This is a genomic window from Streptomyces sp. NPDC090994, assembly GCF_044768905.1.
Lineage (GTDB): Bacteria > Actinomycetota > Actinomycetes > Streptomycetales > Streptomycetaceae > Streptomyces.
In genome coordinates this window covers 781042-806042 of sequence record NZ_JBIVWS010000001.1, presented here as the reverse complement: position 1 = coordinate 806042, position 25001 = coordinate 781042, and the positions used below count along the sequence as shown (strand labels likewise).

General features: G+C 72.7%; 22 protein-coding genes and 1 riboswitch. Of the genes, 11 read left to right on the top strand and 11 right to left on the bottom strand.

Annotated elements, in window-relative coordinates:
• Window positions 1-29: 29 nt before the first annotated feature.
• Window positions 30-1094, bottom strand: a complete 1065-nt coding sequence (locus ACIQR3_RS03830; protein ID WP_403533584.1) for a GNAT family N-acetyltransferase — start codon at window positions 1092-1094, stop codon at window positions 30-32.
• Window positions 1095-1324: 230 nt separating this feature from the next.
• Between ACIQR3_RS03830 and ACIQR3_RS03825 the strand changes: the two genes are divergently transcribed.
• Window positions 1325-2128 (top strand): HAD family hydrolase, encoded by an 804-nt coding sequence (locus ACIQR3_RS03825; protein ID WP_403533581.1) that lies wholly within the window; start codon window positions 1325-1327, stop codon window positions 2126-2128.
• A gap of 29 nt (window positions 2129-2157) precedes the next feature.
• Here the strand turns inward: ACIQR3_RS03825 and ACIQR3_RS03820 are convergent, their stop codons facing one another.
• A complete protein-coding gene (locus tag ACIQR3_RS03820) occupies window positions 2158-2676 on the bottom strand; it encodes a transglycosylase SLT domain-containing protein (RefSeq protein WP_403533579.1) in 519 nt (172 codons plus the stop codon).
• 4 nt (window positions 2677-2680) lie between these two features.
• Window positions 2681-2869, bottom strand: a riboswitch (cyclic di-AMP (ydaO/yuaA leader).
• An 868-nt stretch (window positions 2870-3737) separates the two neighbouring features.
• Here ACIQR3_RS03820 and ACIQR3_RS03815 point away from each other — a divergent pair.
• The 4 genes from ACIQR3_RS03815 to ACIQR3_RS03800 all read left to right on the top strand — a co-directional run bounded on the left by ACIQR3_RS03815 (window position 3738) and on the right by ACIQR3_RS03800 (window position 8193).
• A complete protein-coding gene (locus ACIQR3_RS03815; RefSeq protein WP_403533576.1) occupies window positions 3738-4748 on the top strand; it encodes a polyprenyl synthetase family protein in 1011 nt (336 codons plus the stop codon).
• A 252-nt stretch (window positions 4749-5000) separates the two neighbouring features.
• Window positions 5001-6296 carry an outer membrane lipoprotein carrier protein LolA gene (locus tag ACIQR3_RS03810; protein ID WP_403533574.1) on the top strand — a complete coding sequence of 432 codons (1296 nt, stop codon included), beginning with the start codon at window positions 5001-5003 and terminating at the stop codon, window positions 6294-6296.
• A gap of 75 nt (window positions 6297-6371) precedes the next feature.
• Window positions 6372-7304: an ABC transporter ATP-binding protein gene (locus tag ACIQR3_RS03805; RefSeq protein ID WP_403533572.1), complete on the top strand. Its 933-nt coding sequence runs from the start codon at window positions 6372-6374 to the stop codon at window positions 7302-7304.
• Window positions 7291-8193 carry an ABC transporter permease gene (locus ACIQR3_RS03800; protein ID WP_403533569.1) on the top strand — a complete coding sequence of 301 codons (903 nt, stop codon included), beginning with the start codon at window positions 7291-7293 and terminating at the stop codon, window positions 8191-8193. Before ACIQR3_RS03805 ends, ACIQR3_RS03800 begins: the two co-directional genes overlap by 14 nt.
• On the opposite strand, the gene ACIQR3_RS03795 is transcribed toward ACIQR3_RS03800, so the two are convergent.
• Both ACIQR3_RS03795 and ACIQR3_RS03790 read right to left on the bottom strand, forming a co-directional pair.
• Window positions 8183-9271: an amidase family protein gene (locus ACIQR3_RS03795; RefSeq protein WP_403533997.1), complete on the bottom strand. Its 1089-nt coding sequence runs from the start codon at window positions 9269-9271 to the stop codon at window positions 8183-8185. The genes ACIQR3_RS03800 and ACIQR3_RS03795 overlap by 11 nt on opposite strands.
• 110 nt (window positions 9272-9381) lie before the next feature.
• Window positions 9382-9885 carry a DUF6668 family protein gene (locus ACIQR3_RS03790; RefSeq protein ID WP_403533566.1) on the bottom strand — a complete coding sequence of 168 codons (504 nt, stop codon included), beginning with the start codon at window positions 9883-9885 and terminating at the stop codon, window positions 9382-9384.
• Window positions 9886-10101: 216 nt separating this feature from the next.
• Between ACIQR3_RS03790 and ACIQR3_RS03785 the strand changes: the two genes are divergently transcribed.
• Window positions 10102-11454, top strand: a complete 1353-nt coding sequence (locus ACIQR3_RS03785) for a tetratricopeptide repeat protein (protein WP_403533563.1) — start codon at window positions 10102-10104, stop codon at window positions 11452-11454.
• 61 nt (window positions 11455-11515) lie between these two features.
• Here ACIQR3_RS03785 and rarD read toward each other — a convergent pair whose 3' ends face one another.
• Together rarD and ACIQR3_RS03775 are read right to left on the bottom strand one after the other, a co-directional pair.
• On the bottom strand, window positions 11516-12535 hold the full coding sequence (gene rarD, locus ACIQR3_RS03780; RefSeq protein WP_403533561.1) for an EamA family transporter RarD: 1020 nt from the start codon (window positions 12533-12535) through the stop codon (window positions 11516-11518).
• A gap of 119 nt (window positions 12536-12654) precedes the next feature.
• Window positions 12655-13509 carry an NAD(P)H-binding protein gene (locus ACIQR3_RS03775; RefSeq protein ID WP_403533558.1) on the bottom strand — a complete coding sequence of 285 codons (855 nt, stop codon included), beginning with the start codon at window positions 13507-13509 and terminating at the stop codon, window positions 12655-12657.
• Window positions 13510-13609: 100 nt separating this feature from the next.
• Between ACIQR3_RS03775 and ACIQR3_RS03770 the strand changes: the two genes are divergently transcribed.
• Entirely contained in the window at window positions 13610-13999 is a 390-nt protein-coding gene (locus ACIQR3_RS03770; RefSeq protein WP_403533555.1) for a winged helix-turn-helix transcriptional regulator, read from the top strand.
• A gap of 87 nt (window positions 14000-14086) precedes the next feature.
• On the opposite strand, the gene ACIQR3_RS03765 is transcribed toward ACIQR3_RS03770, so the two are convergent.
• From ACIQR3_RS03765 to ACIQR3_RS03745, 5 genes are all read right to left on the bottom strand, one after another.
• Window positions 14087-15136 carry a 2-oxoacid:ferredoxin oxidoreductase subunit beta gene (locus tag ACIQR3_RS03765; RefSeq protein ID WP_403533553.1) on the bottom strand — a complete coding sequence of 350 codons (1050 nt, stop codon included), beginning with the start codon at window positions 15134-15136 and terminating at the stop codon, window positions 14087-14089.
• Complete coding sequence (locus ACIQR3_RS03760; protein WP_403533550.1) at window positions 15129-17057, bottom strand: 2-oxoacid:acceptor oxidoreductase subunit alpha; 1929 nt, start codon at window positions 17055-17057, stop codon at window positions 15129-15131. The genes ACIQR3_RS03765 and ACIQR3_RS03760 overlap by 8 nt, the downstream gene beginning before the upstream one ends.
• Window positions 17058-17354: 297 nt before the next feature.
• Complete coding sequence (locus ACIQR3_RS03755; protein WP_403533994.1) at window positions 17355-18014, bottom strand: LuxR C-terminal-related transcriptional regulator; 660 nt, start codon at window positions 18012-18014, stop codon at window positions 17355-17357.
• A gap of 468 nt (window positions 18015-18482) precedes the next feature.
• Window positions 18483-19847: a sensor histidine kinase gene (locus tag ACIQR3_RS03750; RefSeq protein ID WP_403533548.1), complete on the bottom strand. Its 1365-nt coding sequence runs from the start codon at window positions 19845-19847 to the stop codon at window positions 18483-18485.
• A 370-nt stretch (window positions 19848-20217) separates the two neighbouring features.
• Window positions 20218-21411 (bottom strand): sensor histidine kinase, encoded by a 1194-nt coding sequence (locus tag ACIQR3_RS03745; RefSeq protein WP_403533545.1) that lies wholly within the window; start codon window positions 21409-21411, stop codon window positions 20218-20220.
• Between the two features lie 167 nt (window positions 21412-21578).
• On the opposite strand from ACIQR3_RS03745, the gene ACIQR3_RS03740 reads away from it, so the two are divergent.
• Genes ACIQR3_RS03740 through ACIQR3_RS03725 form a run of 4 tightly spaced genes read left to right on the top strand, consistent with a single transcriptional unit; the run spans window position 21579 to window position 25001 of the window.
• Entirely contained in the window at window positions 21579-22004 is a 426-nt protein-coding gene (locus tag ACIQR3_RS03740; protein WP_403533542.1) for an NADH-quinone oxidoreductase subunit A, read from the top strand.
• Window positions 21995-22627, top strand: coding sequence for an NADH-quinone oxidoreductase subunit B (locus ACIQR3_RS03735; RefSeq protein WP_403533539.1), 633 nt, complete (start codon window positions 21995-21997; stop codon window positions 22625-22627). The genes ACIQR3_RS03740 and ACIQR3_RS03735 overlap by 10 nt, the downstream gene beginning before the upstream one ends.
• Entirely contained in the window at window positions 22624-24036 is a 1413-nt protein-coding gene (locus tag ACIQR3_RS03730; protein ID WP_403533536.1) for an NADH-quinone oxidoreductase subunit C, read from the top strand. Before ACIQR3_RS03735 ends, ACIQR3_RS03730 begins: the two co-directional genes overlap by 4 nt.
• Window positions 24033-25001 (top strand): NADH-quinone oxidoreductase subunit H, encoded by a 969-nt coding sequence (locus ACIQR3_RS03725; RefSeq protein WP_403533534.1) that lies wholly within the window; start codon window positions 24033-24035, stop codon window positions 24999-25001. The genes ACIQR3_RS03730 and ACIQR3_RS03725 overlap by 4 nt, the downstream gene beginning before the upstream one ends.

Below are 25001 nucleotides of genomic sequence, written 5' to 3'. Positions count from 1 at the left end.
CATCCCCCCTGGATCGCCTGCGATCGTCCTCACGTGCGACGCAGCCGCGCCGCACCCTTCAGCGTCCGTGCCGCGAGCGACGCGAGCCGCGGCCGGTCGCGCACGAACCCATGCGCCCGGCGCGCGGGCTCGCGGCCGAGCCAGTACAGTGCCGCGCCCGCCCCCCAGCGCGTCACCGCGCCCTCGTACACGGGCAGTTCGCCCGTCTTCAGCGAGTCCTTGTACTCCGCCGCGCCCCGCCCCATGTCCAGCAGGCCGATCCCCTCGGCGGCGGCGGCCTCGGCCATCCGCAGATGCAGCACCAGCCCCGGCGAGTACTTCGCCACCTCCACGTCGTACGCCGGGAACCAGCAGGCCAGGACGGTCGACGAGCGCAGCCCGAAGTGGGCGGCGACCGGTTGTCCGCCGGCGTAGAGGACGGACAGCGTGCCGGTGCACTCCGGGGTGCGGGTGCCGGCGAGCCGGCCGACGAGTTCGGTGATCCAGCGCTGCGCGAACCGGTCGCGGCGCCCGGTCCTGCGGTACTGCGCCGACTTCCACGCCATGAGCGTGCGCAGCGCGGCCGGGTCGCGCTCGTCGAACACGAACCGCACGTCCCCGACCTGGCGGCCGAGCCGGCGCTCCTTGGCCAGGGTGGTCTTGAGGAACTTCGGCGACTGGGCGCGCAGTACCTTCTCGTACGCCCCGTAGCCGCCGGCGACGTCGATGACGTGCGAGGCGTACTCCTCGGCGGCGTACGGCGTGAACAGCCCCTGTTCCGCCTCCAGGTTGTCGAAGGCGAAGCTGGACAGCGAGCAGGCCCGCAGAAGTTGGCGGGTGTCGGGCAGCGGACCCTGGCGCAGTACCGCCCCCTGGCAGTCCGACACCCCGAGGCCGATGGCGCGCCCCTGCCCCAGCGGTCCGCGCTCGTACGGCAGGAAACCGGCGCTCTCGCCGCCCTCGTACACCACCGCCACCCGCGCCGCCGGGCGGACCCGGCCCACGGCCTCGGTGAACTCCGGTTCCATGAAGGGGTTGCGAGGGGCGTGCGACTTGGCGCGCAGCTCCCGCCAGTGCTCCCGTTCCCCCTCGCCCAGTTCCTCCGGCCTCAGCACACGAATGCGTCCGCTGCTCAACTCGACCCCCCGATCAAGTCCCCCTGGACAGAAGGAACGTACCTCTGGGGCCCCTCGGAGCGGTAGAGAGCGGAGCATGTTGTTGCCAACCGGTGCACAGCGCTTCAACCGCCTTTTGCCGGTGATGCGTCAGGTTTCGGACATCGGCGTCGTGAACGTGCGCTTGACGACGGTGAGTCGGGGGCGCGCGACGTCCGTATTCTCTGATCATGAACCCCACCGCATACGCTCTCGTCGCCACCGACCTGGACGGAACGCTGCTGCGCGGCGACGACACCGTCTCCGAGCGGTCGCTCGCCGCGCTCGCGCGGGTGACCGGGGCCGGCGCGCACCACCTGGTGGTGACGGGACGCCCGGCGCCGAGAGTGCGCGCGCTCCTCGGCGACCTCGGCTGCGGGGGGCTCGCGGTGTGCGGACAGGGCGCGCAGGTGTACGACGCCGGCGCGGACCGGATGCTGTGGTCGGTCACCCTGGACCGGGAGCTGGCCGAGACCGCGCTCGGCAAGATCGAGGCCGAGGTGGGCGAGGTGTACGCCGCCGTCGACCAGGACGGGGTGGACGGGCTCACGCTGATCGAGCCCGGGTACTTGATGCCGCACCCCACGCTGCCCGCGGTGCGGGTCGGCCGGCGGGACGACCTGTGGACGGAGCCCATCAGCAAGGTGCTGCTGCGCCACCCCCGGCTGTCCGACGACGAGCTGGCGGCGACGGCCCGCGCGGTGGTCGGGTCGCTGGCGACGGTCACCATGTCGGGGCCGGGGACGGTCGAGCTCCAGCCGTGCGGTGTCACCAAGGCGACCGGTCTGGAGCTGGCGGCGGAGCGCCTGGGGCTGAGCCCGGAGCGGACGGTCGCCTTCGGGGACATGCCCAACGACATCCCGATGTTCCTGTGGGCGGCCCACGGCGTCGCCATGGCCGGCGCCCACCCGGAACTGCGGGCGGTGGCCGACGAGGTCACCCTGTCGAACGAGGACGACGGCGTGGCCGTCGTCCTCGAACGACTGTTCAGCTGAGGCGTGCTCGGGGCCTCGGCGGGTCGGGCTCAGTAGGCGCTGTAGACGTTGTCCATGGAGCCGTACCGGTCGGCCGCGTAGTTGCAGGCGGCGGTGATGTTGGCGACCGGGTCGTACATGTCCCAGGAGGTGCCTTCGACGTGGTAGGCGTCGAAGGTCGGCTTGATCACCTGGAGCAGGCCCTTGGACGGGGTGCCGTTGATGGCGTTGATGTCCCAGTTGTTGATCGCGAACTGGTTGCCGGACGACTCCCGCATGATGTTGCGGTAGATGCCGTTGTACGAGCCCGGGATGCCCTTCTCGGCCATGATGTCGAGCGACTGGCGGATCCAGCCGTCGAGGTTGTTGCTGTAGCCGTTGGCCGCGGTCAGGGCGGCCGTGGTGGTCGCCGTGGCCGAGTCGGCGGCGGGGGTGGCGGCCGGGGCGGCGGACGCGCTGGCGGCGCCGGCGACCGGCAGTGCCAGCACGGCGGCGCCGGCACCGGCGAGGGCGAGCTTGCGGACGAGACGGCTGGCGCCGGTGGCGTGCCGGAGACCCTTTGCGGGCATGGTGCGGTCCTCTCCATACGCCTGCGAGGTGAGCTGTCGGGTTCGGGCGGGGAGGTGCCCGGCCGTGCCCTGTCGGGCCCGGCTTCACCCCGAGCCGCTCCGGTCCTCCGGTGACGTCGGGTGACGTCCGGTGGCCGGCGCGGCGACTTACCTGGGTCCCCCGCTCCTGCCGTGAATGAGTCGGATGCGTGTGCGTCGGGCGGTGGCAGGATTCGGCGTCCGCTCGACAGGCCGGGAACGTATGCGACAGCACATGTCCGGAACAAGTGCCGGAATCACCTAACGTGCCTGTTGACCTTGGTCTGAGGCATTTGGGGTACTTGATCCTTTGCGAGTGGCAAGGGTCAACTGGCGTACGGGGCAAAGGGATGGGGGGTGCGCGGGCGGCGATGTGTGATCGGGTGGCGGCGTGAGTCAACTCACGGGCGGCTGCGAGTGGGGCAAATCGGGCAATCATGCCACTTGGGTTTTATTGGGGCTGGAGCAGAGGTCTGGAGCAGAGGTCTGGAGCGAAGGTCTGGGGCGGAGGTCTGGGGCGGAGGTCTGGAGCAGAGGTCTGGAGCGAAGGTCTGGGGCGGGAGTCTGGAACGGGGGTCTGTAGGCCGAATGGGTGACGTTCCCGGGTCGCGCGACGTTGGGAGGAGTGGTGGGATCTTCGATGGATTCCCGGTGGATCCTCGCTGGATCCTTGATGGAGCCCTGGTGGACCGGTGGTGGGGCCCGGCGGGGCCCGGCGGGGCCCGGCGGGGCGCGGCGGGGCGCGGCGGGGCGCGGCGGCTCGGGGGCGCCCTCAGGGAGCCTCCCGGGGGCCGGCGGGTCTCCGGGAGGCCCCAGAAGAACTCGCGGCGTCGGCGTGCCCCGGCCGCCCCGCCGAGTCGCCGTATGTCCGCTGATATCACCTGATCAAAAACATACAGTTCATGATCTGATACCGACCGGCCTGTAACGGTGGGCGCTATCGGTGATCGAAACGTGACCGGATACGCTGACTTGAGTGATGGCAGCGACCTATCGACCAGCCGTGTAACCGCGAGTAGACACCAGCAGACAGGAGACCCCTCGTGACCGTCGTCGGGCCGTTCGGGCTGAGCGTGCGGGACCAGGCTCTGGAAGCCGATGTCCAGGCCGGAATGGCGGCAGTCGAGGAAGGACTGCTGGAGGCAACCAAGAGCGAGGTGCCCTTCATCACGGAGGCCGCCCAGCACCTGGTGCGGGCGGGCGGCAAGCGGTTCCGGCCGCTGCTGGTGATGCTCGCGGCCCAGTTCGGCGACCCCGACGCCCCGGGCATCGTGCCCTCGGCCGTCGTCGTGGAGCTGACCCACCTCGCCACGCTGTACCACGACGACGTGATGGACGAGGCCGCCGTACGGCGCGGCGTACCCAGCGCCAACACCCGCTGGGACAACTCCGTCGCGGTCCTGACCGGCGACTTCCTCTTCGCCCGCGCCTCGCAGATCCTCGCCGACCTCGGTCCGGAGGCGGTCCGGGTGCAGGCCCTGGCGTTCGAGCGGCTGGTCACCGGCCAGATCCTGGAGACCGCGGGCCCGCAGGACGGCCGGGACCCGGTCGACCACTACCTGGACGTGCTGGGCGGCAAGACGGGCTCGCTGGTGGCGGTCGCCTGCCGGTTCGGCGCGATGATGTCCGGCGCCGACGAGACGGTCGTGGACGTCCTCACCCAGTACGGCGAGCGGCTCGGCGTCGCCTTCCAGCTCGCCGACGACGTGCTGGACATCGCCTCCGACTCCACCGAGTCCGGCAAGACGCCCGGCACCGACCTGCGCGAGGGCATCGCGACCCTCCCGGTCCTGAGGCTGCGCGAGCGCGCCACCCGGCTGGGGCTGGCCGAGGACCTCGCCCTGTGCGAGCTGCTCGCCTCCGACCTGACCGACGACGACCGGCACGCCGAGGCGCTGCGCCTGCTGCGCGCCCACCCCGCCCTGGACCAGGCCCGGCGGGACACCGTCCGCTACGCCGAGGAGGCCCGCGCGGCCCTGGCCCCGCTGCGGGAATGCGACGCGAAGACGGCGCTGGTGGAGCTGTGCGACGCGGTGGTGCACCGGGCCGGCTGAGCCCGTCCGGACGCCACCGTCCGCCCCCGCGTGCCACCGCCCCTAGGGGGAGGGGGAGTGCTCCGTGCGTGGGTGTCATACCGCAGCAGTAGGCGGAGTTGAGCCTGCGGTCTGACGCTTCCTGATGGCCGATTTGGTCAGATGGTCATCACGGAAAACAACACATCCTCACCAGTTCGGGTGAGAATGGCGGCTCAGGGTGGACTGGTGCGAGGTCGCGAACAGCCGCCGCCTACGACGGAGGTAGGGCACATGACACCGTACGAATCCGGGTCCGGGACCGAGATCGTGACCGAGACCGAGGAGCGCGGGACGGGGCGGCGCAAGGTCGCGCGGTACGTCGTCCCGGTCACGGTGATGGGCGTCGCGGCGGCGACCATCGGACTGGTTCCCGCGCTCGCCGACTCCGGGGACCCCGACCTTCCCGACATCACCGCGCAGCAACTCCTGGAGAAGGTGGCCGCGTCGGACGTACAGCAGCTGTCCGGCACGGTGAAGATCAGCACCGACTTCGGGCTGCCGGACCTCGGGGGTCTGGAGAGCGGCCTCATGAACGGCGCGGGTTCGTCCTCCGGGTCCGCGGACGGCGGTTCCTCCGCGGACCCGTCCACGAAACTGACCGAGCTGGCCTCCGGCACCCACACGCTGCGCGTCGCGCTGGACGGCCCCGACCGGCAGAAGGTGTCGCTGCTCCAGGACGCCGCCGAGTACAGCCTGATCCACGACGGCAAGGACGTCTGGGGCTACGACAGCGAGTCCGGCGAGGTCTACCACTCCACCACCGCCGCCGCCGACGACCGGGCCGAGGACGGCGGGCGGCGCGAGGAGCTGCCGGCCACCCCGGGCGACATGGCAGAGGAGGCCCTGAAGGCGGTCGACGACACCACGTCCGTGACCGTCGACGGCACCGCGCAGGTGGCCGGGCGGGACGCGTACCGGCTGGTGATCGAGCCGAAGCAGAAGGGTTCCACGGTCGGCTCGATCAGCGTGGCCGTGGACGCGAAGACGGGCGTGCCCCTGAAGTTCACGCTCAGCCCGGCGGGCGGCGGCTCGGCGGTCGTGGACGCCGGCTTCACCCAGGTCAGCTTCGACAAGCCGGCCGCGTCGACGTTCGACTTCACGCCGCCCAAGGGCGCGAAGGTGACGGAGGGCGACGAGATCGAGGAGGCGCCGGCCGCCGGGTCCGGTTCCGGGTCCGGCAGCGGGCTGGGTTCCGGCAAGGAGCAGAAGTCCGAGGAGGAGCTGGCCAAGGGCCTCGACGGACTGAAAGTCATCGGCGAGGGCTGGAACGCGGTCGCCACCTTCGACACCGGCTCCCAGGGCGGCCTGCCCACCGGCGACACCGGCGACACCGGCGACACCGGCGACACCGGCGGCGACCTCGGCGGCTTCCTGGGCTCGCTCGGCGACCAGGTCAAGGGCGAGTTCGGCTCGGGCACGGTGTTCAGCACCCGCCTGGTCAACGCCCTGATCACCGACGACGGCACGGTCTACGTGGGCGCCGTCACCAAGGACGCGCTGGTCGAGGCGGCCGACGCGGGCCGGTGAGGGCCTGAGGACCTGAGGGACAGCACACGGCAGCGCAGGGCAGCGGACGAAGCGAGTGAGTGAGTGAAGGAGCCGATGGACGCCGTCATCGCCACCCGCGGCCTCACCAAGCGCTATCGCGGCGGCCAGCTCGCCGTGGACGGTCTGGACCTGACCGTCCCGGCGGGCAGCGTCTTCGGCTTCCTCGGCCCCAACGGCTCCGGCAAGACCACCACCATCCGCATGCTGATGGGCCTGATCGAACCCACCTCGGGCACCGCCCGGGTCCTCGGCCGGCCCATGCCGCGCGCCGCCCGCGCCGTACTGCCCGGGGTCGGTGCCCTCATCGAGGGCCCGGCCCTGTACGGCTTCCTGACCGGCCGTGACAACCTGCTGCGCTACGACGCCGCCGACCCGGCCGCCGACCCGCGCACCCGGCGCGAGCGGGTGGCGGCGGCGCTGGACCGGGTCGGCCTCACGGCCGCCGCCGGGAAGAAGGCCAAGGCGTACTCGCTGGGCATGAAGCAGCGGCTCGGCATCGCCGCCGCGCTGCTCCAGCCGCGCCGTCTGCTCGTCCTGGACGAGCCCACCAACGGGCTGGACCCGCAGGGCATGCGGGAGATCCGCGTCCTCGTGCGCGAACTTGCCTCGGACGGCACGACCGTCTTCCTCTCCTCCCACCTGCTGGACGAGATCGAGCAGGTCTGCACGCACGCCGCCGTGATGACCCGGGGCCGGCTGATCACCCAGGGGCCGGTCGCCGACCTGGCGGCCGGGGCGCGCGGGCGGCTGGTGGTGACCACGCCGGACGCGGCGGACGCGGCCCGGGTGCTGAAGGAGCAGGGGGCCGCCGACGTGGTGGTCGCCGAGGACCGGGTGACGGCCGAGCCGCCGGAGCGCGACCTGGCCGAGGTGAACGCCGCGCTGGTGGCGGCCGGGGTCCGGGTGCGCGGCTTCGGAGCGGAGCGCGCCTCCCTGGAGGACGCGTTCGTGGCGCTGACCGGGGAGGGGTTCGATGTCGCGGGCTGAGACGAGCGCGCCGCTCACCGGGACGATCACGGACGTACGCCCGCCGCGTGCCCTGTGGAGCCTCGGTCTGCTGCGCAACGAGGTGCTGACCACCTTCCGGCGCTGGCGCACCCTCGCCCTGCTGGCGGTGCTGGCCGCCGTGCCGGTGCTGGTCGGCATCGCCGTGAAGATCGAGACGGGCGACGGGGGCGGCGCGGCCGGCGGCGGGGGCGGCGCGGGGCCGGCGTTCATCTCGCAGGTCACCAACAACGGACTGTTCCTGGTCTTCACCGCGCTCGCCGCGACCCTGCCCTTCTTCCTGCCGATGGCCGTCGGCGTCGTCGCCGGGGACGCGATCGCGGGCGAGGCGAGCGCCGGCACCCTGCGCTACCTGCTGGTCGCCCCGGCCGGCCGCACCCGCCTGCTGCTCACCAAGTACGCGACCGTGCTCATCTTCTGCCTGGCCGCCACACTGGTGGTCGCCGTCTCGGCGCTCGCGGTCGGCGCCCTGCTGTTCCCGCTCGGTGAGGTGACGACCATCTCGGGGACGCGGATCTCCTTCGCCGAGGGCCTCGGCCGCGCCCTGCTGATCGCCCTGGTCGTCGCCGCCTCGCTGGTCGGGGTGGCCGCGCTCGGCCTGTTCGTCTCGACGCTGACCGGCAGTGGCATCGCGGCGATGGCGACGACGGTCGGGCTGCTGATCACCGTTCAGATCCTCGACCAGATCCCGCAGTTGCACGCCCTCCAGCCGTACTTCTTCTCCCACTACTGGCTGTCCTTCGCCGACCTGCTGCGCGAACCCGTCTACTGGGACGAGCTGGTGAAGAACCTCGGCCTCCAGGCGCTGTACGCCGCCGTGTTCGGCTCGGCGGCCTGGGCGCGCTTCGCGGCGAAGGACGTCACGGCCTGACGCCGGTCACCGCGCGGGAGGCGGCGGCCACCGCGAGCAGCAGCGCCTCCGCGCCGTGCGGTGCGACCAGGTGGAGCCCGGCCGGGCAGCCGTCGGCGCCGAACCCCGCCGGAAGACTGAGCGCCGGATGCCCACTGAGGTTGAACGCCCAGGTCAGCGCCGTCGAGTAGCGGTCGCCGGGGCCCTCGTGGCCGTGCGGCGGGGTCGGGGCCGTCGGCGTCAGCAGCAGCGGGGCGGTGCGGAACAGCAGGGCCAGTCGGCGGTCGTTCTCGGCCCGCGTCCGGTGCGCGTCCGCCGGGTCGGCGCCGGGGGTGCGCAGGGCCAGCCAGGCGGGCCCCGGGTCCAGCAGCCGGAGCGGACGCCGGGGCCGTACGAGCCGTACGGCACCCTCGGCGACCAGGCGGTCCACGGCGGTGCGGGCCAAGGCGACGGGCTCGTCGTCGGGAGCGGCGAATCCCAGGTCGGGGGACCAGACGGCGGGCACGGGCAGCGCGGGCGCCGCCGCTTCCGATGCCGGGGTGTCCGGCACCATGACACGCCAGCAGGCCGCCGCGTCCGCCGCCGACCGGGTGAGGACGCCGGGCGCCGTCAGCCGCGTACGGTCCGCGCCGCCGGTCAGCTTCAGCCCCAGTACGCCGCACCACGCGGCGGGGATACGGACCGACCCGGCCCCGTCGCTGCCGGTCGCCAGTGGCACCAGCCCGGTCGCCACGGCCGCCGCCGCCCCGGCCGAGGAGCCGCCCGGCGTACGGTCGGCCCGCCACGGGTTGACGGTACGGCGGCCCTGGGCCCCGAGCCCCCAGGTCTGCCAGCCGGTGCCGGGGCCCGGCACGGACGTCGCGCCCACGGCGACACATCCCGCGGCGAGCAGCGGTCCCGCCGTCCGCAGCCCGCGCCGCCCCTTCACGGCGATCGGCACGCCCGCCAGCGGCAGCCGCGCACCCGCCGCCGTCCGCGCGTCCACCTCGGCGGCCCGCAGCAGCGCGTCCTCCTCCCAGACCTCCAGGAACGCGCCGAGCGAGCCGTCGGCGTCCGCGATCCGGCCGAGCGCCTCCGCCACGGCGTCCACGGCTCGCAGCCGCCCCGACCGCACCGCCCCGGCGATCTCCCCGGCCCCCGGCCCGGCGCGGCCCGCCCCGGGGTGGCGTACCGGCTGGTCAGGGACGGGCGGTGGTCCGGCGGCGGCCGTCACTGTTCCGCCCCGGTCGGCCGGGCCAGCGCCTCGGTGCCGCGGGGCGGGGAGCCGCCGAGGTCGCCCAGCCGCCAGGCGGGGACCCAGGGGACGCGGTGGACGTCGACGGCCGCTTCGAGCAGCCTCACCCGCTGGGCCAGGGGACGGGGCAGCCGGCCGGGCGCGTCCGCCACCAGGACGACTCCGTCGAGGGCGAGCCCCGGCGGTGCCTCCCCGTGGCGGAACGCGTCCAGTGCGCGGACGGCGGCCGCCAGCCCGGCCGCGTGGGTCCGGGCGACCAGCAGCACGGACGGCGGATCGGCGGGGCCGGGCCAGCCGCGGCCGCAGTCGTGGCCGCCGTAGACCTCGGCGAGGGTGGTGACGCCCGCGCCGCCGTGGGTGCCGACCCAGGAGCGGTGCCGTAGGGTGCGGGGCGTCGTGGCGGACGGCGGCACCGGTCCGGGTGTGTACACCGGCCCGCGGATCCAGATCTCCGGTCCTTGCCGCATGCTGGTGCGCATGCCCGTGCTCCTCCCTCGTCACACCCCGCCCCACGGCCCGGACCGCCCCGCCGGCCCGGCCGCCACCTCCTGGAACGAGCCTGTGACAGCGCGGTGACGTGAGAACCGCGAGCGAGCGGAGAAACTCAACAGTAGGTGTTCGAATGGCTCCGGACGGCACGGGGCGGGAAACCACCGGTACGGCCGCACACGGAACCCGCCCATGAGTGAGGGACGATGGCACGACTCAGCCGCGACAAGAAGCGGGACCACCAGCACGTCGGGCATCCGGCGGCCCCCGCGGCCCCGCCGATCGACGTGCGGGTGCGGGACGCCGGGACCGGCACGGTCGGCGGCGTTCCCGTCGCCGCGGTGCCGGGCGAGGAGATGCAGCAGACCGTACTGAACCGGCTCCAGCGCCTCGCGCGCGCCGCGGGCGGGCCGGTCCTCGCCACGGTCCACGACGAGCGCATCGGCTACGTCGTTCCGCTCCGCGTCGATCCGGACGGCTCCAGCCACCTCATGGGCGAGCCGGCCCGCACCGACCCGCCGTCGGACGCCGGCCGCCGCGCGGACGAACGGCCCGCTCAGGAGGACGTGCGACCGGTGCCGGGTGCGGCATCGGCATCGGTTTCGGGCCCGGGTCCGGCTTCGGGTCCGGGTCCGGCTTCCGGTTCGGGTCCGGCTTCGGGTCCGGGTCCGGGTCCGGCTTCGGGTCCGGGTTCGGGTTCGGCCTCGCCGGGGCCGGTGGGTGATCCGTCACCGACGTTCCGGCTGCGTACGCTGCCGAAGGCCGGGGCGTCGCAGGGGGCCGCCGCGGCTCCGGGGACCGTCGCGCCGCCGACCGGGGAGTTCGGCCCGCCGCCGCGGATGGACGGACCGGCGCCGCAGGAGGCGTCGAGGTTCCCCGCGGCGCCCGCGCCTCTCCCCGTGACGCCCCCCGCGCCCTCCGCGCCTCCTGTGCCCCTCGTGCCCCCGAAGTCCGACGTCCCCCTGGGACGCGCCGCCGGCCTGGTGACCGAGGCCGACCTGGCCGCCGACACCCAGCCGACGCCCGCCCGCGGGTTCGACGCCGTGGCCGAGGCCGTGCTCGGGGACGGACCGATCACCGCGCCCGGCGACAGCACCGCCCCCGCCGTGCTCGCGGAGCCCACGGCCCGCGTCAACGAGGCCGTCCGGGAGGGCCGGACGGAGGAGGCGGCACACCTCGCCGAGCAGGCCGTGACGGAGGCGACCGGCACGCTGGGCGCCGACCACCCCGAGGTACTGCGGCTGCGCGAACTGTCCGCCTACATCGCCTACCTGTCCGGCGACCCGGTCCGCGCCCTGCACACGGCGCTGGACGTGGCCCGGGCCCACCACCGCGCGGGCGACGCGGAGGCCGCGTACGGCACCGTGCGGAGCGCGGCCACCGCCTGGCGTGCCGTACGCGACCCCGGGCTCGGGCTGGAGCTGGGGCACGAGCTGATCGGCCTGTGGACGGCACTCGCCGTCGAGGAGGGACCGGCCGCCGACGACATAGAGGAACTGGAGTCCGCCCGCGCCCGCATGGGCCGCCTCACCGAACGCGCCCGGGCCCTGGCGGAGTAGCCCCCGCCGGGCAGGGCGGCGGCCAGGTCAACGAGCCTGGGCGTGCGGTCACTCGTACGGGTCACACGACCTGCCGGCGGGAGTCCGGCGCGGGCGCCTGGGACGCTCCCGCCTCCGCCGTCGTCCCCGCCTCCGCTGTTCCGGGGCTGACGCTCCCGGCCGCCACCGTCCCGGCCCTCAGCGTCCGGGCGTTGCGGCGCGCGGTGTGCAGCGCGTTCCAGGTGAGCAGCACGAGCGCCACCCACACCAGGCCGAAGCCGGCCCAGCGCTCGGGCGGCATCTCCTCGTGGAAGTAGAGGATGCCGAGCAGGAACTGGAAGACCGGGGCCAGGTACTGGAGCAGGCCCAGCGTGGACAGCGGGACGCGGATCGCGGCGGCGCCGAAGCAGACCAGGGGGACCGCGGTGACCAGGCCGGTCGCGGCGAGCAGCGCGGCGTGCCCGGCGCCCTCGGTGGTGAAGGTGGAGTCCCCGCGCGTGCTCAGCCACACCAGGTAGCCCAGCGCGGGCAGGAACTGGATCGCCGTCTCGGCGGCCAGCGATTCGACGCCGCCGAGGTTGGCCTTCTTCTTCACCAGGCCGTACGTGGCGAAGGAGAAGGCGAGGCACAGGGAGATCCACGGCGGCCGTCCGTAGCCGACGGTGAGGACGACGACGGCGGCGAGGCCGGTGGCGACGGCCGCCCACTGCACGGGCCGCAGCCGTTCCTTGAGCAGCAGCACGCCGATGGCGATGGTGACCAGCGGGTTGATGAAGTAGCCGAGGGACGCCTCGACGACATGGCCGCTGTTGACGGCCCAGATGTAGACGCCCCAGTTGATGGTGATGACCGCGGCGGCGACGGTGACCAGGCCGAGCTTGCGCGGCTGCCGCAGCAGTTCGCCCGCCCAGACCCAACGCCGTACGAAGAGCAGCGCGACGGCGACGAAGAGGAGGGACCAGACCATGCGGTGGGCGAGGATCTCCCCGGCCCCGGCGGGCTTGAGCAGCGGCCAGAAGAGGGGGACGAGGCCCCACATCCCGTAGGCCGCGAAGCCGTTCAGCAGGCCTATGCGTTGCTCGCCCTTCGACGTCCCGGTCACGGGCTCCTCCTTCTCGCGCGCTGGTCGCCTGCACGACCGTAGCGCCGCGCGCCCGCCCGTGTCATGCCCGTATCGCTATACGGTCATGACAGCGGCGGGCGGGCCGAGGGCCGGTCCGCTCACTTGCGCAGCGCGGCCTCGATCGCCTCGCCGACCGGGGTGGTCGGGCGGCCGATGAGCCGGGACAGGTCGCCGGTGGTGACGACCAGTTCGCCCTTCTCGGTGGAGGCCTCCACGCCGCCCAGGATCTGGGCCATCGGCTCGGGCAGCCCGGCGGCGACGAGGGTGCTGACGTACTCCTCGGCGGACACGGGGCGGTAGGCGACCTCGCGGCCCGACCGCCGGCTCACCTCGGCCGCGTACTCGGCGAAGCTCCACGCCTCGTCGCCGCCCAGCTCGTACCGCTTGTTCTCGTGTCCCTCGCCGGTCAGCACGGCGACGGCGGCGGCCGCGTAGTCGGCGCGCGAGGCGGAGGAGACGCGGCCCTCGCGGGCGGCCTGGACGACGGCGCCGTGCTCCAGGACCTGGGCGAGGTTCTCGGTGTGGTTCTCGTGGTACCAGCCGTTGCCCAGGATCACCCACGGCAGACCGGAGGCGAGCAGGACCTTCTCGGTGGCGCGGTGGTCGTCGGCGAGCGCGGCGGTCAGGCTGCTGGGGGCGCTGGTGTAGGCCAGCAGCGCCACGCCGGCCGCGGCGGCGGCGTCGATGACCGTCTTGTGCTGCGCGGGGCGGTCCTTGGTGACCTCGTTGCCGGAGATCAGCAGCACCTTGTCGCCGGCCGCGAACAGCCCGTCGAAGGTCTCGGGCGCGTTGTAGTCGGCCACGGCGATCCGTACCCCGCGCTCCGCGAAGCCGGCGGCCCGCTCCTTGTCGCGCACGACGGCGGTGATCTGCTCGGCCGGGACCTTCTCCAGCAGCTGCTCCACCACGTGGCGGCCCAGGTGTCCGGTGGCTCCGGTGACGACGATGCTCATGATCTGCGTGCTCCTCAGGGGGGTGACGTCGGGTTCTGTCACTCACCCTAGGAGGGGCGCTAACTTTTGGACAGTACCCACTTTCAAGTAAGGTACGGCTATGAACGTAAGTGCCCCCCGTACACGTGCCGGCCGTGAGGAGCTGTGTCCGTACCGGCTCGTCCTGGAGCACGTCACCAGCCGCTGGGGCGTGCTGGTCCTGATCGAGCTGCTCGACCGCCCGCACCGCTTCGGTGAGCTGCGCCGGGCGGTCTCCCGGCGGGGCCGGACGGTCAGCGAGAAGATGCTGACCCAGACGCTCCAGGTCCTGGAGCGCGACGGGCTGGTCCACCGGGACGCCAAGCCGGTGATCCCGCCGCGGGTGGACTACTCCCTGACGGACCTCGGCCGGGAGGCGGCCGAACAGGTGCGGGGGCTGGCCCAGTGGTCGAAGGACCGGATGGACGAGGTGGCGCGGGCCCGCCAGGCGTACGACGAGGCGCGGGGCTGATCGCTGCCCTCGGGCGTCTGGCATACGACGAGGCCCGGGGCTGACGGCTCGGCCGTCGCCCCGGGCCTCCGGCGCGGCTGTGCGGGCTCAGCCCACGACGGTCCAGGTGTCGCCGCCGGCCAGCAGCGCGGCGAGGTCGCCCTTGCCCTGCGACTCGACGGCTCTGTCGAGCTGGTCGGTCATCTGGGAGTCGTACACGGGCCGGTCCACGGAACGCAGGACGCCGATCGGGGTGTGGTGCAGGGTGTCGGGATCGGCGAGCCGGCTCAGCGCGAACGCGGTCGTCGGGGAGGCGGCGTGGGCGTCGTGGACCAGCACGTCCGCCTCGTTCTCCGGGGTGACCGCCACCACCTTCAGGTCACCGGTGGCCGGGTCCCGCACGACCCCCTTGGCGTGGTCGGCCCCGAACCGGATCGGCTGCCCGTGTTCGAGGCGGATCACCGCGTCCTCGGCCTGCCGCCGGTCCTTGAGGACCTCGAACGCGCCGTCGTTGAAGATGTTGCAGTTCTGGTAGATCTCGATCAGGGCCGTGCCCGGGTGGGCGGCGGCCTGGCGCAGTACCTCGGTGAGGTGCTTGCGGTCGGAGTCGACGGTCCGCGCGACGAAGGACGCCTCCGCGCCGAGCGCGAGGGAGACCGGGTTGAAGGGGGCGTCCAGGGACCCCATCGGCGTCGACTTGGTGATCTTGCCGACCTCGGAGGTCGGGGAGTACTGGCCCTTGGTCAGGCCGTAGATGCGGTTGTTGAACAGCAGGATCTTGAGGTTGACGTTGCGGCGCAGCGCGTGGATCAGGTGGTTGCCGCCGATGGACAGCGCGTCGCCGTCGCCGGTGACGACCCACACGGACAGGTCGCGGCGGGAGGCGGCCAGGCCGGTGGCGATGGCGGGGGCGCGGCCGTGGATGGAGTGCATCCCGTAGGTGTTCATGTAGTACGGGAAACGGGAGGAGCAGCCGATGCCGGAGACGAAGACGACGTTCTCCTTCGCCAGCCCCAGCTCGGGCATGAAGCCCTGCACGGCGGCGAGGATGGCGTAGTCGCCGCAGCCGGGGCACCAGCGCACCTCCTGGTCGGACTTGAAGTCCTTCGCCGACTGCTTGCCCTCGGCCTTCGGGACCAGCTTGAGTGCCTCAGTCATCGATGGCCTCCTTCAGCGCGGCGGCGAGCTGCTCCGCCTTGAACGGCATCCCGTTGACCTGGTTGTACGAGTGGGCGTCGACCAGGTACTTCGCCCGGACGAGCGTGGCGAGCTGGCCGAGGTTCATCTCGGGGATCACCACCTTGTCGTAGCCCTTGAGGACCGTGCCGAGGTTGGCCGGGAACGGGTTGAGGTGGCGCAGATGGGCCTGGGCGATCGGCTCCCCGGCCGCGCGCAGCCGCCGCACGGCGGCCGTGACCGGCCCGTACGTCGAACCCCAGCCCAGTACCAGGGTCCTCGCCCCGTCCGGGTCGTCGACCTCGATGTCGGGGACGTCGACGCCGTCGACCTTGGCCTGCCGGGTGCGGACCATGAGGTCGTGGTTGGCCGGGTCGTAGGAGATGTTCCCCGTGCCGTCCTGCTTCTCGATGCCGCCGATGCGGTGCTCCAGGCCGGGCGTGCCCGGGATCGCCCAGGGGCGGGCGAGGGTCTGCGGGTCGCGTTTGTACGGCCAGAAGACCTCGGTGCCGTCGTCCAGGGTGTGGTTGGGTCCCTGCGCGAACCGCACCCGCAGGTCCGGCAGTTCCGCCGGCTCCGGGACGCGCCACGGCTCGCTTCCGTTGGCCAGGTAACCGTCGGAGAGCAGGAAGACCGGGGTCCGGTACGTCAGCGCGATCCGGGCCGCCTCCAGCGCGGCGTCGAAACAGTCGGCCGGGGTGCGCGGGGCCACCACCGGCACCGGCGCCTCGCCGTTGCGCCCGAACATCGCCTGGAGCAGGTCGGCCTGCTCGGTCTTGGTCGGCAGACCCGTGGAGGGGCCGCCGCGCTGGATGTCGATGACCAGCAGTGGCAGTTCGAGGGAGACCGCGAGCCCGATCGTCTCGCTCTTGAGCGCCACGCCCGGGCCGGAGGTGGTGGTGACGGCGAGCGAGCCGCCGAAGGCCGCCCCCAGCGCCGCGCCGATCCCGGCGATCTCGTCCTCCGCCTGGAAGGTGCGCACACCGAAGTTCTTGTGCTTGCTGAGTTCGTGCAGGATGTCCGAGGCCGGGGTGATCGGGTACGAACCCAGGAACAGCGGCAGGTCCGCCTGCCGGGACGCGGCGATCAGGCCGTAGGACAGGGCCAGGTTGCCGGAGATGTTGCGGTACACGCCGGGCGGGAACGCCGTCGCCGCCGGGGCCACCTCGTAGGAGACCGCGAAGTCCTCGGTCGTCTCCCCGAAGTTCCAACCCGCCCGGTACGCCGCGATGTTGGCCGCCGCGATGTCCGGCTTCTTCGCGAACTTGGCGCGCAGGAACTTCTCCGTGCCCTCGGTAGGCCGGTGGTACATCCAGCTCAGCAGGCCCAGCGCGAACATGTTCTTGCTGCGCTCGGCCTCCTTGCGGGTGAGGGCGAACTCCTTCAGCGCCTCCACGGTCAGCGTGGTCAGCGGCACCGGATGGAGGCTGAAACCGTCCAGCGACCCGTCGTCGAGCGGGGAGGTGTCGTACCCCACCTTCTGCATCGCCCGCTTGGTGAACTCGTCCGTGTTGACGATGATCTCCGCGCCGCGCGGCATGTCCCCGATGTTCGCCTTCAGCGCCGCCGGATTCATCGCGACCAGCACGTTCGGGGCGTCGCCCGGGGTGAGGATGTCGTGGTCGGCGAAATGCAGCTGGAAGGAGGAGACGCCCGGCAGGGTACCGGCGGGCGCCCGGATCTCGGCCGGGAAGTTCGGCAGCGTGGAGAGATCATTTCCGAAGGACGCGGTCTCCGAGGTGAAACGATCTCCGGTGAGCTGCATACCGTCGCCCGAATCGCCCGCGAACCTGATGATCACCCGGTCCAGCCGGCGGACGTCCTTGCGCCCCGCCGGTTTGCGCTGCTCTCCTACGACCGTTCCGTCGGCCTGCTCCGCTGGGCTGCTGACCTGGCTGGTCACTGAACTGGACCTCCCTCGAGGCGGCTGTCCGGGGAGTGGTCTTATGCCGACCATCCCAGGATCAACCCTACGACCGTGGGGGTTGCCTATCGGGGGACATTCGCATGATGGACACGACTTCGAGACAGCCCGTTGCCTTGCGCTCCCATGGCTCAGCCGCCTCCCTGGCGCGGGAAAGCAAGCGCCTCTCCATCGTTCGGTTTATCGTCCGTTCGGATGAACGGACGGTCTGGTGGTGATATCTGGAGGGGCGGAGGTGAAGAGGTTGAAAAGCTGATCATGAGCCAGGGGAAAGATTCATGAGTTGAGGTAAGTGAGCACCGCGAGAACACGGCGGTGGTCGCCGTCGCTCGGGGACAGCCCGAGTTTCAGAAAGATATTGCTGACGTGCTTCTCGACGGCTCCGTCGCTCACCACCAGCTGCCGGGCGATCGCCGAGTTCGTCCGGCCCTCGGCCATCAGCCCCAGGACCTCCCGCTCACGTGGGGTGAGTCCCGCGAGCACGTCCTGCTTGCGGCTGCGCCCGAGCAACTGCGCGACCACCTCGGGATCGAGCGCGGTACCCCCCTGGGCGACCCGCACCACCGCGTCCACGAACTCCCGCACCTCGGCCACCCGGTCCTTCAGCAGGTAGCCGACCCCACGGCTGGACCCGGCGAGCAGTTCCGTGGCGTAGCGCTCCTCCACGTACTGGGACAGCACGAGCACACCGATCCCCGGGTACGTCTTGCGCAACTGCACCGCCGCCCGCACCCCCTCGTCGGTGTGCGTGGGCGGCATCCGCACGTCCGCCACGACGACGTCGGGCAGCTCCCCCTGGCCGTCCAGCTCGGTGACGGTCTTGAGCAGCGCCTCACCGTCACCGACCCCGGCCACCACCTCATGCCCGCGGTCGGTCAGCAGCCGGGTCAGGCCCTCCCTGAGCAGCACTGAATCCTCGGCGATGACCACCCGCACCCTGTCCTCCACGATTCTCGGCCCCCCACGACCCCACGCCGGCCCTGCCAGCCCCTGTGAACAGGTCCAGCATCCCAGCATTGGGCCCCGCGTGTGTCCGGGCGACGGCAACGAGGGGGGACCGGACCGCGTCCCGTGCCGCGGTCGGACCTTGGTCGGGGGTGGGGCCGGGGTCGGGGTCGGGGCTGGGGCCGGAGTTGGAGCCGGGGCCGCGGGCTTGTGCGGGGCGGTGGGCTTGTGCGGGCTGGGGGGCTTGTGCGGGCTGGGGGCACATGCGGCTCAGGGCGGCTGGTCCGAGCGCTACGGCAGTTCTGCGGTGATCCGGTTTGGGGCACATGCGGCTCAGGGCGGCTGGTCCGAGCGCTACGGCAGTTCTGCGGTGATCCGGTTTGGGGCACATGCGGCTCAGGCCGGTCGGTCCGAGCGCTACGGCAGTTCTGCCGTGATCCGGTTCGGGGAACATGCGGCTCAGGCCGGCCGGTCCGAGCGCCACGGCAGCTCCGCCGTGATCCGGGTGGGCCCGCCGGCCGGGGAGTCCACCACCAGGATTCCGTCCACCGCGTCGAGCCGCTCCGCCAGCCCCGCGAGCCCCGAACCGGCCGACGCGTCGGCTCCGCCCACCCCGTTGTCCATGACCTGGAGCATCAGCCGGTTCTCCACCCGCCACACCTCCACGGCCGCGTACGTGGCCCGCGCGTGCTTGCTGATGTTCTGCAGGAGCTCCGAGACGGTGAAGTACGCGATCCCCTCTATCGCCGGGGCCGGCCGCTCCGCCAGGTCCACCTCCATCCGCACCGGCACGGTGCAGCGGGAAGCGACCGAGGACAGGGCCGCGTCCAGGCCGCGGTCGGTCAGGACGGCGGGATGGATGCCGCGGGCCAGATCCCGCAGCTCCTGCAACGCCGTCTTCACCTCGCCGTGCGCCTCGTCCACCATCCGCGCGGCCTCCTGCGGGTCCTCGCGGAGCTTCTCCTTGGCCAGGCCCAGGTCCATGGCGAGGGTGACCAGGCGGGCCTGGGCACCGTCGTGCAGGTCGCGCTCGATGCGCCGCAGGTCGGCGGCGGCCGTGTCGACCACCACGCCCCGGTCCGACTCCAGCTCCACGACCCGCGTCGCCAGCCGCGACGGACCGAGGAGCCCGAGCACCATCAGCCGGTCCACCAGTGTCAGGGCCCGCACGATCCACGGCGCGGCCAGCGTGAACAGCAGCCCCACCAGTGCCGTCACGGTGATCTCGAAGGGGTTGTCCAGATAGATCCGGTGGGTCTCGTCGCCGTACAACTGCAATCCGTCCTGGCCGGCGTACATCGGGAAGACCCAGAACCACAGCGGGTACGTCAGCATCGCCCAGCCCCAGGTCCAGACGGCGACCGTGATACCGAACGAGACGACCGCCCACGGCAGGTGCAGCAGCGCGTACAGCAGCGCCCGCCAGGAGGTGCCGCTCTTGAGGACGGCCCCCATCCAGGCGAGGGCGCCCCGCTTCCGAGTCCGCGGCGGCGCAGGGTCAGCCACCTCCAGGCCCAGCAGCCCGCGCGCCCGTATCCGCTCCAGCGTGCCGAACCCGCGGCATCCGGCGAGCGCCGCCGCCAGCACCGGTACCCCGAGGAAGGTCACCAGCAGTCCGGCCCCCAGCGAGACCATCGTGACGGCGAAGGTGAAGAGGACGATGCTGATCGGCAGGCTCAGCAGCACAAAACCGAACTCGCGCCAGCTGCGTGCCTCGAACGGTGCCCGCAGACCGGCCGGCAGCCGGTGCCGCCGCTCACCGGTGCTCCCGCGAACCCCGGGGCCGCTGTCCAGCCCGTACTCCTGTCCGTACTCCATGGCCATCGGTGCCGTCCTTCTGCTCGTCCCTGCGGCTGTGCTGTGTCCTGGGGGCCTGCGTTCTGTGTGGTCGCGCCCGTGCCCTACGGCTGTGCCGTCGTACCTCCACCCTCCTCGGTCACCGGGCCGCGGGACATGGAGCCCGTCGGTCTCTTGGACCGGGGGTTTTCCCCACCCCGGGACCCTGGGGCGCCGGGGTGCCGGGACGCCGGGACCCCGGGACCCCGGGACGTCAGTACGCCGGGACGCACCCGGGCTCCATGGCGAGGTCTGCGCTCGGGGCGCGCGGTGGCTCGTGACCGCTGCTTCCCGCCGCCGCCCCGCTGTTTCCCGCTCTGCGTCGCTGCTTCCCCGCTGCTTCCCCGCTGCTTCCCCGCTACTTCCCGGCGGGTATGCCTGTGCGGTCGCGCCACGGCAGCTCGGCCGTGACGGTCGTCGGGCCGCCCTCCGGGGAGTCGACGACGAACAGGCCGTCGACGGCACCCAACCGGTCCGCGAGCCCCTTCATCCCCGTACCGCCGTCCAGGCGCGCGCCCCCGCGACCGTCGTCCCACACCTGTATGAGCAGCCGGGACTCCGCACGCCAGACCTCCACCGCGGCCGAACGCGCCCCGCTGTGCTTGCTGATGTTCTGCAGCAGCTCCGAGACGGTGAAGTACGCGATGCCCTCGATGGCCGCCGCCGGCCGCTCCGTCAGGTCGACCGTCACCCGCACCGGCACGGTGCAGCGGGAGGCGACCGAGGACAGGGCCGCGTCCAGGCCGCGGTCGGTCAGCACGGCGGGGTGGATGCCGCGGGCCAGGTCCCGCAGCTCCTGCAAGGCCAGTTTCACCTCGCCGTGCGCCTCGTCGACCATCGCCGCGACGTGCTCGTCGGCCTGACCCTCCAGCAGCTTCTCCTTGGCCAGGCCCAGCCCCATGGCCAGGTTGACCAGGCGGGCCTGCGCGCCGTCGTGCAGGTCGCGCTCGATGCGCCGCAGGTCGGCGGCGGCCGTGTCGACCACCACGCCCCGGTCCGACTCCAGCTCGGCGATCCGCCGTTCCAGCTCGTCCGAGGGGGAGAGCAGCGCGCGCACCATCGCCCGGTCGGCGTTGCCCAGCCCCCGGGCGATGAAGGGCAGCACCGGCCACAGCACGAACAGCGAGGTCAGCGTGGTGACGAAGGTGAGGATGCCCCAGGGCAGCCGTATGAACGCGTACAGAACCGTGCGCCAGCCCACCGGGTCCTTCAGCGCTGACCACAGATGTTGGAGGAACCCGCCCCTGCCGCGCGACGGCAGCCGGCTCGGCTCGTCCACCCGTACCCCCAGCAGCGCCCGCGCGCGTCCCCGCTCCAGCCTGCCCAGCAGGCGCGCGCCCATCAGCCCGGCCGCCAGCAGCGGGAGCCCGATCACCGTGACCGTCAGCCCGACACCCAGCGGCAGGACCGTCACGACGTAGACGAACCCGAGCAGCGCCACCGGGAGGTTCGCCAGCAGATGGGCGATCTCCTTCCAGGTGTGCCGGTCGTAGGCGAAACGGGCCGGTGGTGGGCGGTCGTCGGGCGGCGTTGACGAGAGGCTTTCGGTCATACGGATCAGCGTGCCGCGCGCCGGGGCCCGGCGCCATGAGGTGAACCGCCCGGAACCACTGAGGAAAACCCCACCCTGCTTACGCTGTCTTTAGCAGGCCCTAGACTCGCAGTGGTCTCAGTAGTGGACAGGGACGGACAGGGTCGGAGAGGGAGCGAGGGACGGACGTGCCGGAACCGACCATCGGTGGTGCGACCCCGGCCGACGCGACCGTCGTCGTGGCGTCGGACTACTTCCAGTCGTACTCGGTCGTCGGACTGCTCGCCGTCGTCGGCGTGCTCTTCGTGGCCGTGGCGTTCGGCGCCGGTCGCCTGCTGCGCCCGGTGGTCCCCACGCCCGAGAAACTCCTGACCTACGAGTGCGGGGTCGACCCCGTCGGCGAGGGCTGGGCCCACACCCAGGTCCGCTACTACGTCTACGCGTTCCTGTACGTGATCTTCGCGGTCGACTCGATCTTCCTCTTCCCCTGGGCGACCGTCTTCGCCGCACCCGGTTACGGTGCGACGACGCTCGTGGAGATGTTCATCTTCCTCGGCTTCCTCGCCGTGGGCCTGCTGTACGCATACAAGAAGGGCGTCCTGGCATGGACGTGACGCCGTCCGAACCGTCCGAACCCGTGCTGCTGCCGGAGCCGAAGCGGCTGGGCGCCCTCTCGCGCCTCGCCCCCGAGCCGATGAAGGTCGTCCTCAACTGGGGCCGCCGTTACTCGCTCTGGGTCTTCAACTTCGGGCTCGCCTGCTGCGCGATCGAGTTCATCGCCGCGTCGATGGCCCGCCACGACTTCATCCGCCTCGGTGTCATCCCGTTCGCGCCGGGACCGCGCCAGGCCGACCTGATGGTGGTCTCCGGAACGGTCACCGACAAGATGGCCCCGGCGGTCAAGCGGCTGTACGAGCAGATGCCGGAACCGAAGTACGTCATCTCCTTCGGCGCGTGCAGCAACTGCGGCGGCCCGTACTGGGACTCGTACTCCGTGACGAAGGGCGTCGACCAGATCATCCCGGTCGACGTCTACGTCCCCGGCTGCCCGCCGCGCCCCGAGGCGCTGCTCCAGGGGATCCTCAAGCTCCAGGAGAAGATCGCGCGGGAGTCGCTGGGGGAGCGGTACGGCACCTCGCGGCGGCCGTCGGCGGACGCGTTGCAGAGCGACCTGGTGCGGCCGCCCGCCCCGGCCGCAGCGCCGGCGCCGGAGCCGGAGCCGGGGGAGGACCGATGAGCACGGCCGGCTGGCTGCCCGCCGACGCCGGGGAACTGTTCGGCCCCGAGGCCACCGCCGAGGAGTCGTACGAGGTCCTGACGGTGGACGTCCCCCCGGCGGGCTGGATCACCGCTCTGGAGACCGCGCGCGACCGGCTGGGCTGCACGTACTTCGACTGGCTGAGCGCGGTCGACGAACCCGGCACGGGCTTCCGCGTCGCGGCGCACGTGGTCGCCCTGGCGCCGGTACGGCGTCTGCTGCTGCGGACGACGGTTCCGCACGAGTCCCCGGTACTGCCCACCGCGGTGGGCGTCTACGCGGGGGCGGCGTGGCACGAGCGCGAGACCCACGAGATGTTCGGCGTCGTCTTCGACGGTCACCCGGGACTGGACCACCTGCTCCTGCCGGAGAGTTTCGAGGGCAACCCCCTGCGCAAGGACTTCGTCCTCGCCGCCCGGGTCGCCAAGGCGTGGCCGGGCGCGAAGGAACCGGGGGAGTCCTCGGCGGGCGGCCACGCCGGCCCCCGGCGCCGGCAGATGCTTCCGCCGGGCGTGCCCGACCCGAACGAGTGGGGCCCCCTCAAGGGACGGCTCCCCGCCGCCCCGGCCCGCCCGGCCCGTGGCGCCGGGCGCGCGACCGGCACCGGTGCCGGCACCGACGCCCGCCCGGCGCGCGCGACGGGCGACCGTCCCGTCCGCCGGACGCGTTCGGTGACGGAGGGGTCGGCCAGTCAGGCGGCAGCGGCCGCCGGGGCTGCGCCGGCGCCCCGGCGCTCACGCTCGGCCGCGGAGGGCTCCGCCGGCCAAGCGGCTCCGTCCGCCGAGACTCCGTCGGCACCGTCGGCACCGGCCAGGAGGCGGTCGCGGAGCGTGAGCGAGGGTTCGGCCTCGCAGCGGTCGGAGACCGGCGGTGCCGCAGCCCCCCGACGGGCGCGCAGCGCGGCGGAGGGCTCCGCCAGTCAGCGGACGACCGCGGGTGACGGTGTGCCCGACGAGCCACAGACCCCTCCCACCGCGCCGCGAAGCCCGGACGCCCCGTGGCACCACGCCCGCCCGGCCTTCGACGAGCCCGCGGCCGAACGCGGCGAGGACTCCGCAGCCGCCACTCCGGCGGACGGTCTGGGGAACCCCGACGGTCCGGGGAACCCCGGCAGCCCGGGGAATCCCGACGGTCCGGGGAACCCCGGCAGCCCGGGGAATCCCGACGGTCCGGGGAACCCCGGCAGCCCGGGGAATCCCGACGGTCCGGGGAACCCTGGCAGTCCGGAGACCCCCGACACCCCCGAGAAACCCTCCGCTTCCGACACTCCTGACAAGCCCGAGACCGCCGACCCCCACGAGACCGCCGAGACCCACGACACCGCCGACCCCCACGACACCGCCGAGACCCCCCAGACCCCCGAAGACCCGCAAGGAGGCCCGCAGTGAACGACGCGCTCGACGTCATCCTGCGCCTCCTGATCGTCTTCGTCGTCTTCCTGGCGTTCCCCCTGATCGTCGGCCAGACCGAGCACAAGGTGATGGCCCACATGCAGGGCCGCCTGGGCCCGATGTACGCCGGTGGCTTCCACGGTTGGGCCCAGCTCGTCGCGGACGGCGTGAAGTTCGCGCAGAAGGAGGACGTGGTCCCCGCGGGCGCGGACCGCCGTATCTTCCAGCTCGCCCCCGCCGTCGCCCTCCTCCCGTACCTCCTCGTCCTCCTGGCCATCCCCGTCGGCCCCGGCGAGGGCGCGGTCGGCCAGGTCGTCGACGCCGGTGTCTTCTTCGTCCTCGCCGTGATGGGCGTCGGAGTCCTCGGCTCGCTCATGGCCGGCTGGGCCTCCGCCAACAAGTTCTCCCTCCTCGGGGGCCTCCGCACCGCCGCCCAGCTCCTCGCCTACGAACTCCCCATGCTGCTCGCCGCCGCGTCGGTCGCGATGGCCGCCGGCACGGTCTCGCTGCCCGGCATCCTCGACGCCTTCGCGTGGTGGTGGCTGCCGTGGCAGATCGTCGGCGCGCTCGTCTTCTTCATCGCCGGCCTCGCCGAACTCCAGCGTCCGCCCTTCGACATGCCCGTCGCCGACTCCGAGATCATCTTCGGCGCGTACACCGAGTACACGGGCCTGCGCTTCGCGCTCTTCCTCCTCGCCGAGTACGCCGGGATCGTCGTCCTGTGCGGCCTGACCACCGTCCTCTTCCTGGGCGGCTGGCACGGCCCCTGGGGCGCCGACGGCCTCGGCTGGGTGTGGACCCTGCTGAAGACCGCCGTCCTCGCCTTCGTCGTGATCTGGCTCCGCGTGACGTATCCCCGGCTGCGCGAGGACCAGCTCCAGAAGCTCTCCTGGACCCTCCTCGTCCCGCTCGCCCTCGCCCAGATCGCCCTCACCGGCATCGTCAAGGTGGTGATCCAGTAA

Bases quoted from the DNA above. Each gene is read 5' to 3' on its own strand.
- ACIQR3_RS03820 (WP_403533579.1), bottom strand. From the start codon at position 2,676: ATGCCCGCAAAGGGTCTCCGGCACGCCACCGGCGCCAGCCGTCTCGTC.
- ACIQR3_RS03825 (WP_403533581.1), top strand. From the start codon at position 1,325: ATGAACCCCACCGCATACGCTCTCGTCGCCACCGACCTGGACGGAACG.
- ACIQR3_RS03800 (WP_403533569.1), top strand. From the start codon at position 7,291: ATGTCGCGGGCTGAGACGAGCGCGCCGCTCACCGGGACGATCACGGAC.
- ACIQR3_RS03735 (WP_403533539.1), top strand. From the start codon at position 21,995: ATGGACGTGACGCCGTCCGAACCGTCCGAACCCGTGCTGCTGCCGGAG.
- ACIQR3_RS03730 (WP_403533536.1), top strand. From the start codon at position 22,624: ATGAGCACGGCCGGCTGGCTGCCCGCCGACGCCGGGGAACTGTTCGGC.
- ACIQR3_RS03745 (WP_403533545.1), bottom strand. From the start codon at position 21,411: ATGACCGAAAGCCTCTCGTCAACGCCGCCCGACGACCGCCCACCACCG.
- ACIQR3_RS03775 (WP_403533558.1), bottom strand. From the start codon at position 13,509: ATGAGCATCGTCGTCACCGGAGCCACCGGACACCTGGGCCGCCACGTG.
- ACIQR3_RS03785 (WP_403533563.1), top strand. From the start codon at position 10,102: ATGGCACGACTCAGCCGCGACAAGAAGCGGGACCACCAGCACGTCGGG.
- ACIQR3_RS03790 (WP_403533566.1), bottom strand. From the start codon at position 9,885: ATGCGCACCAGCATGCGGCAAGGACCGGAGATCTGGATCCGCGGGCCG.
- ACIQR3_RS03810 (WP_403533574.1), top strand. From the start codon at position 5,001: ATGACACCGTACGAATCCGGGTCCGGGACCGAGATCGTGACCGAGACC.
- ACIQR3_RS03805 (WP_403533572.1), top strand. From the start codon at position 6,372: ATGGACGCCGTCATCGCCACCCGCGGCCTCACCAAGCGCTATCGCGGC.
- ACIQR3_RS03750 (WP_403533548.1), bottom strand. From the start codon at position 19,847: ATGGCCATGGAGTACGGACAGGAGTACGGGCTGGACAGCGGCCCCGGG.
- ACIQR3_RS03765 (WP_403533553.1), bottom strand. From the start codon at position 15,136: ATGACTGAGGCACTCAAGCTGGTCCCGAAGGCCGAGGGCAAGCAGTCG.
- ACIQR3_RS03770 (WP_403533555.1), top strand. From the start codon at position 13,610: ATGAACGTAAGTGCCCCCCGTACACGTGCCGGCCGTGAGGAGCTGTGT.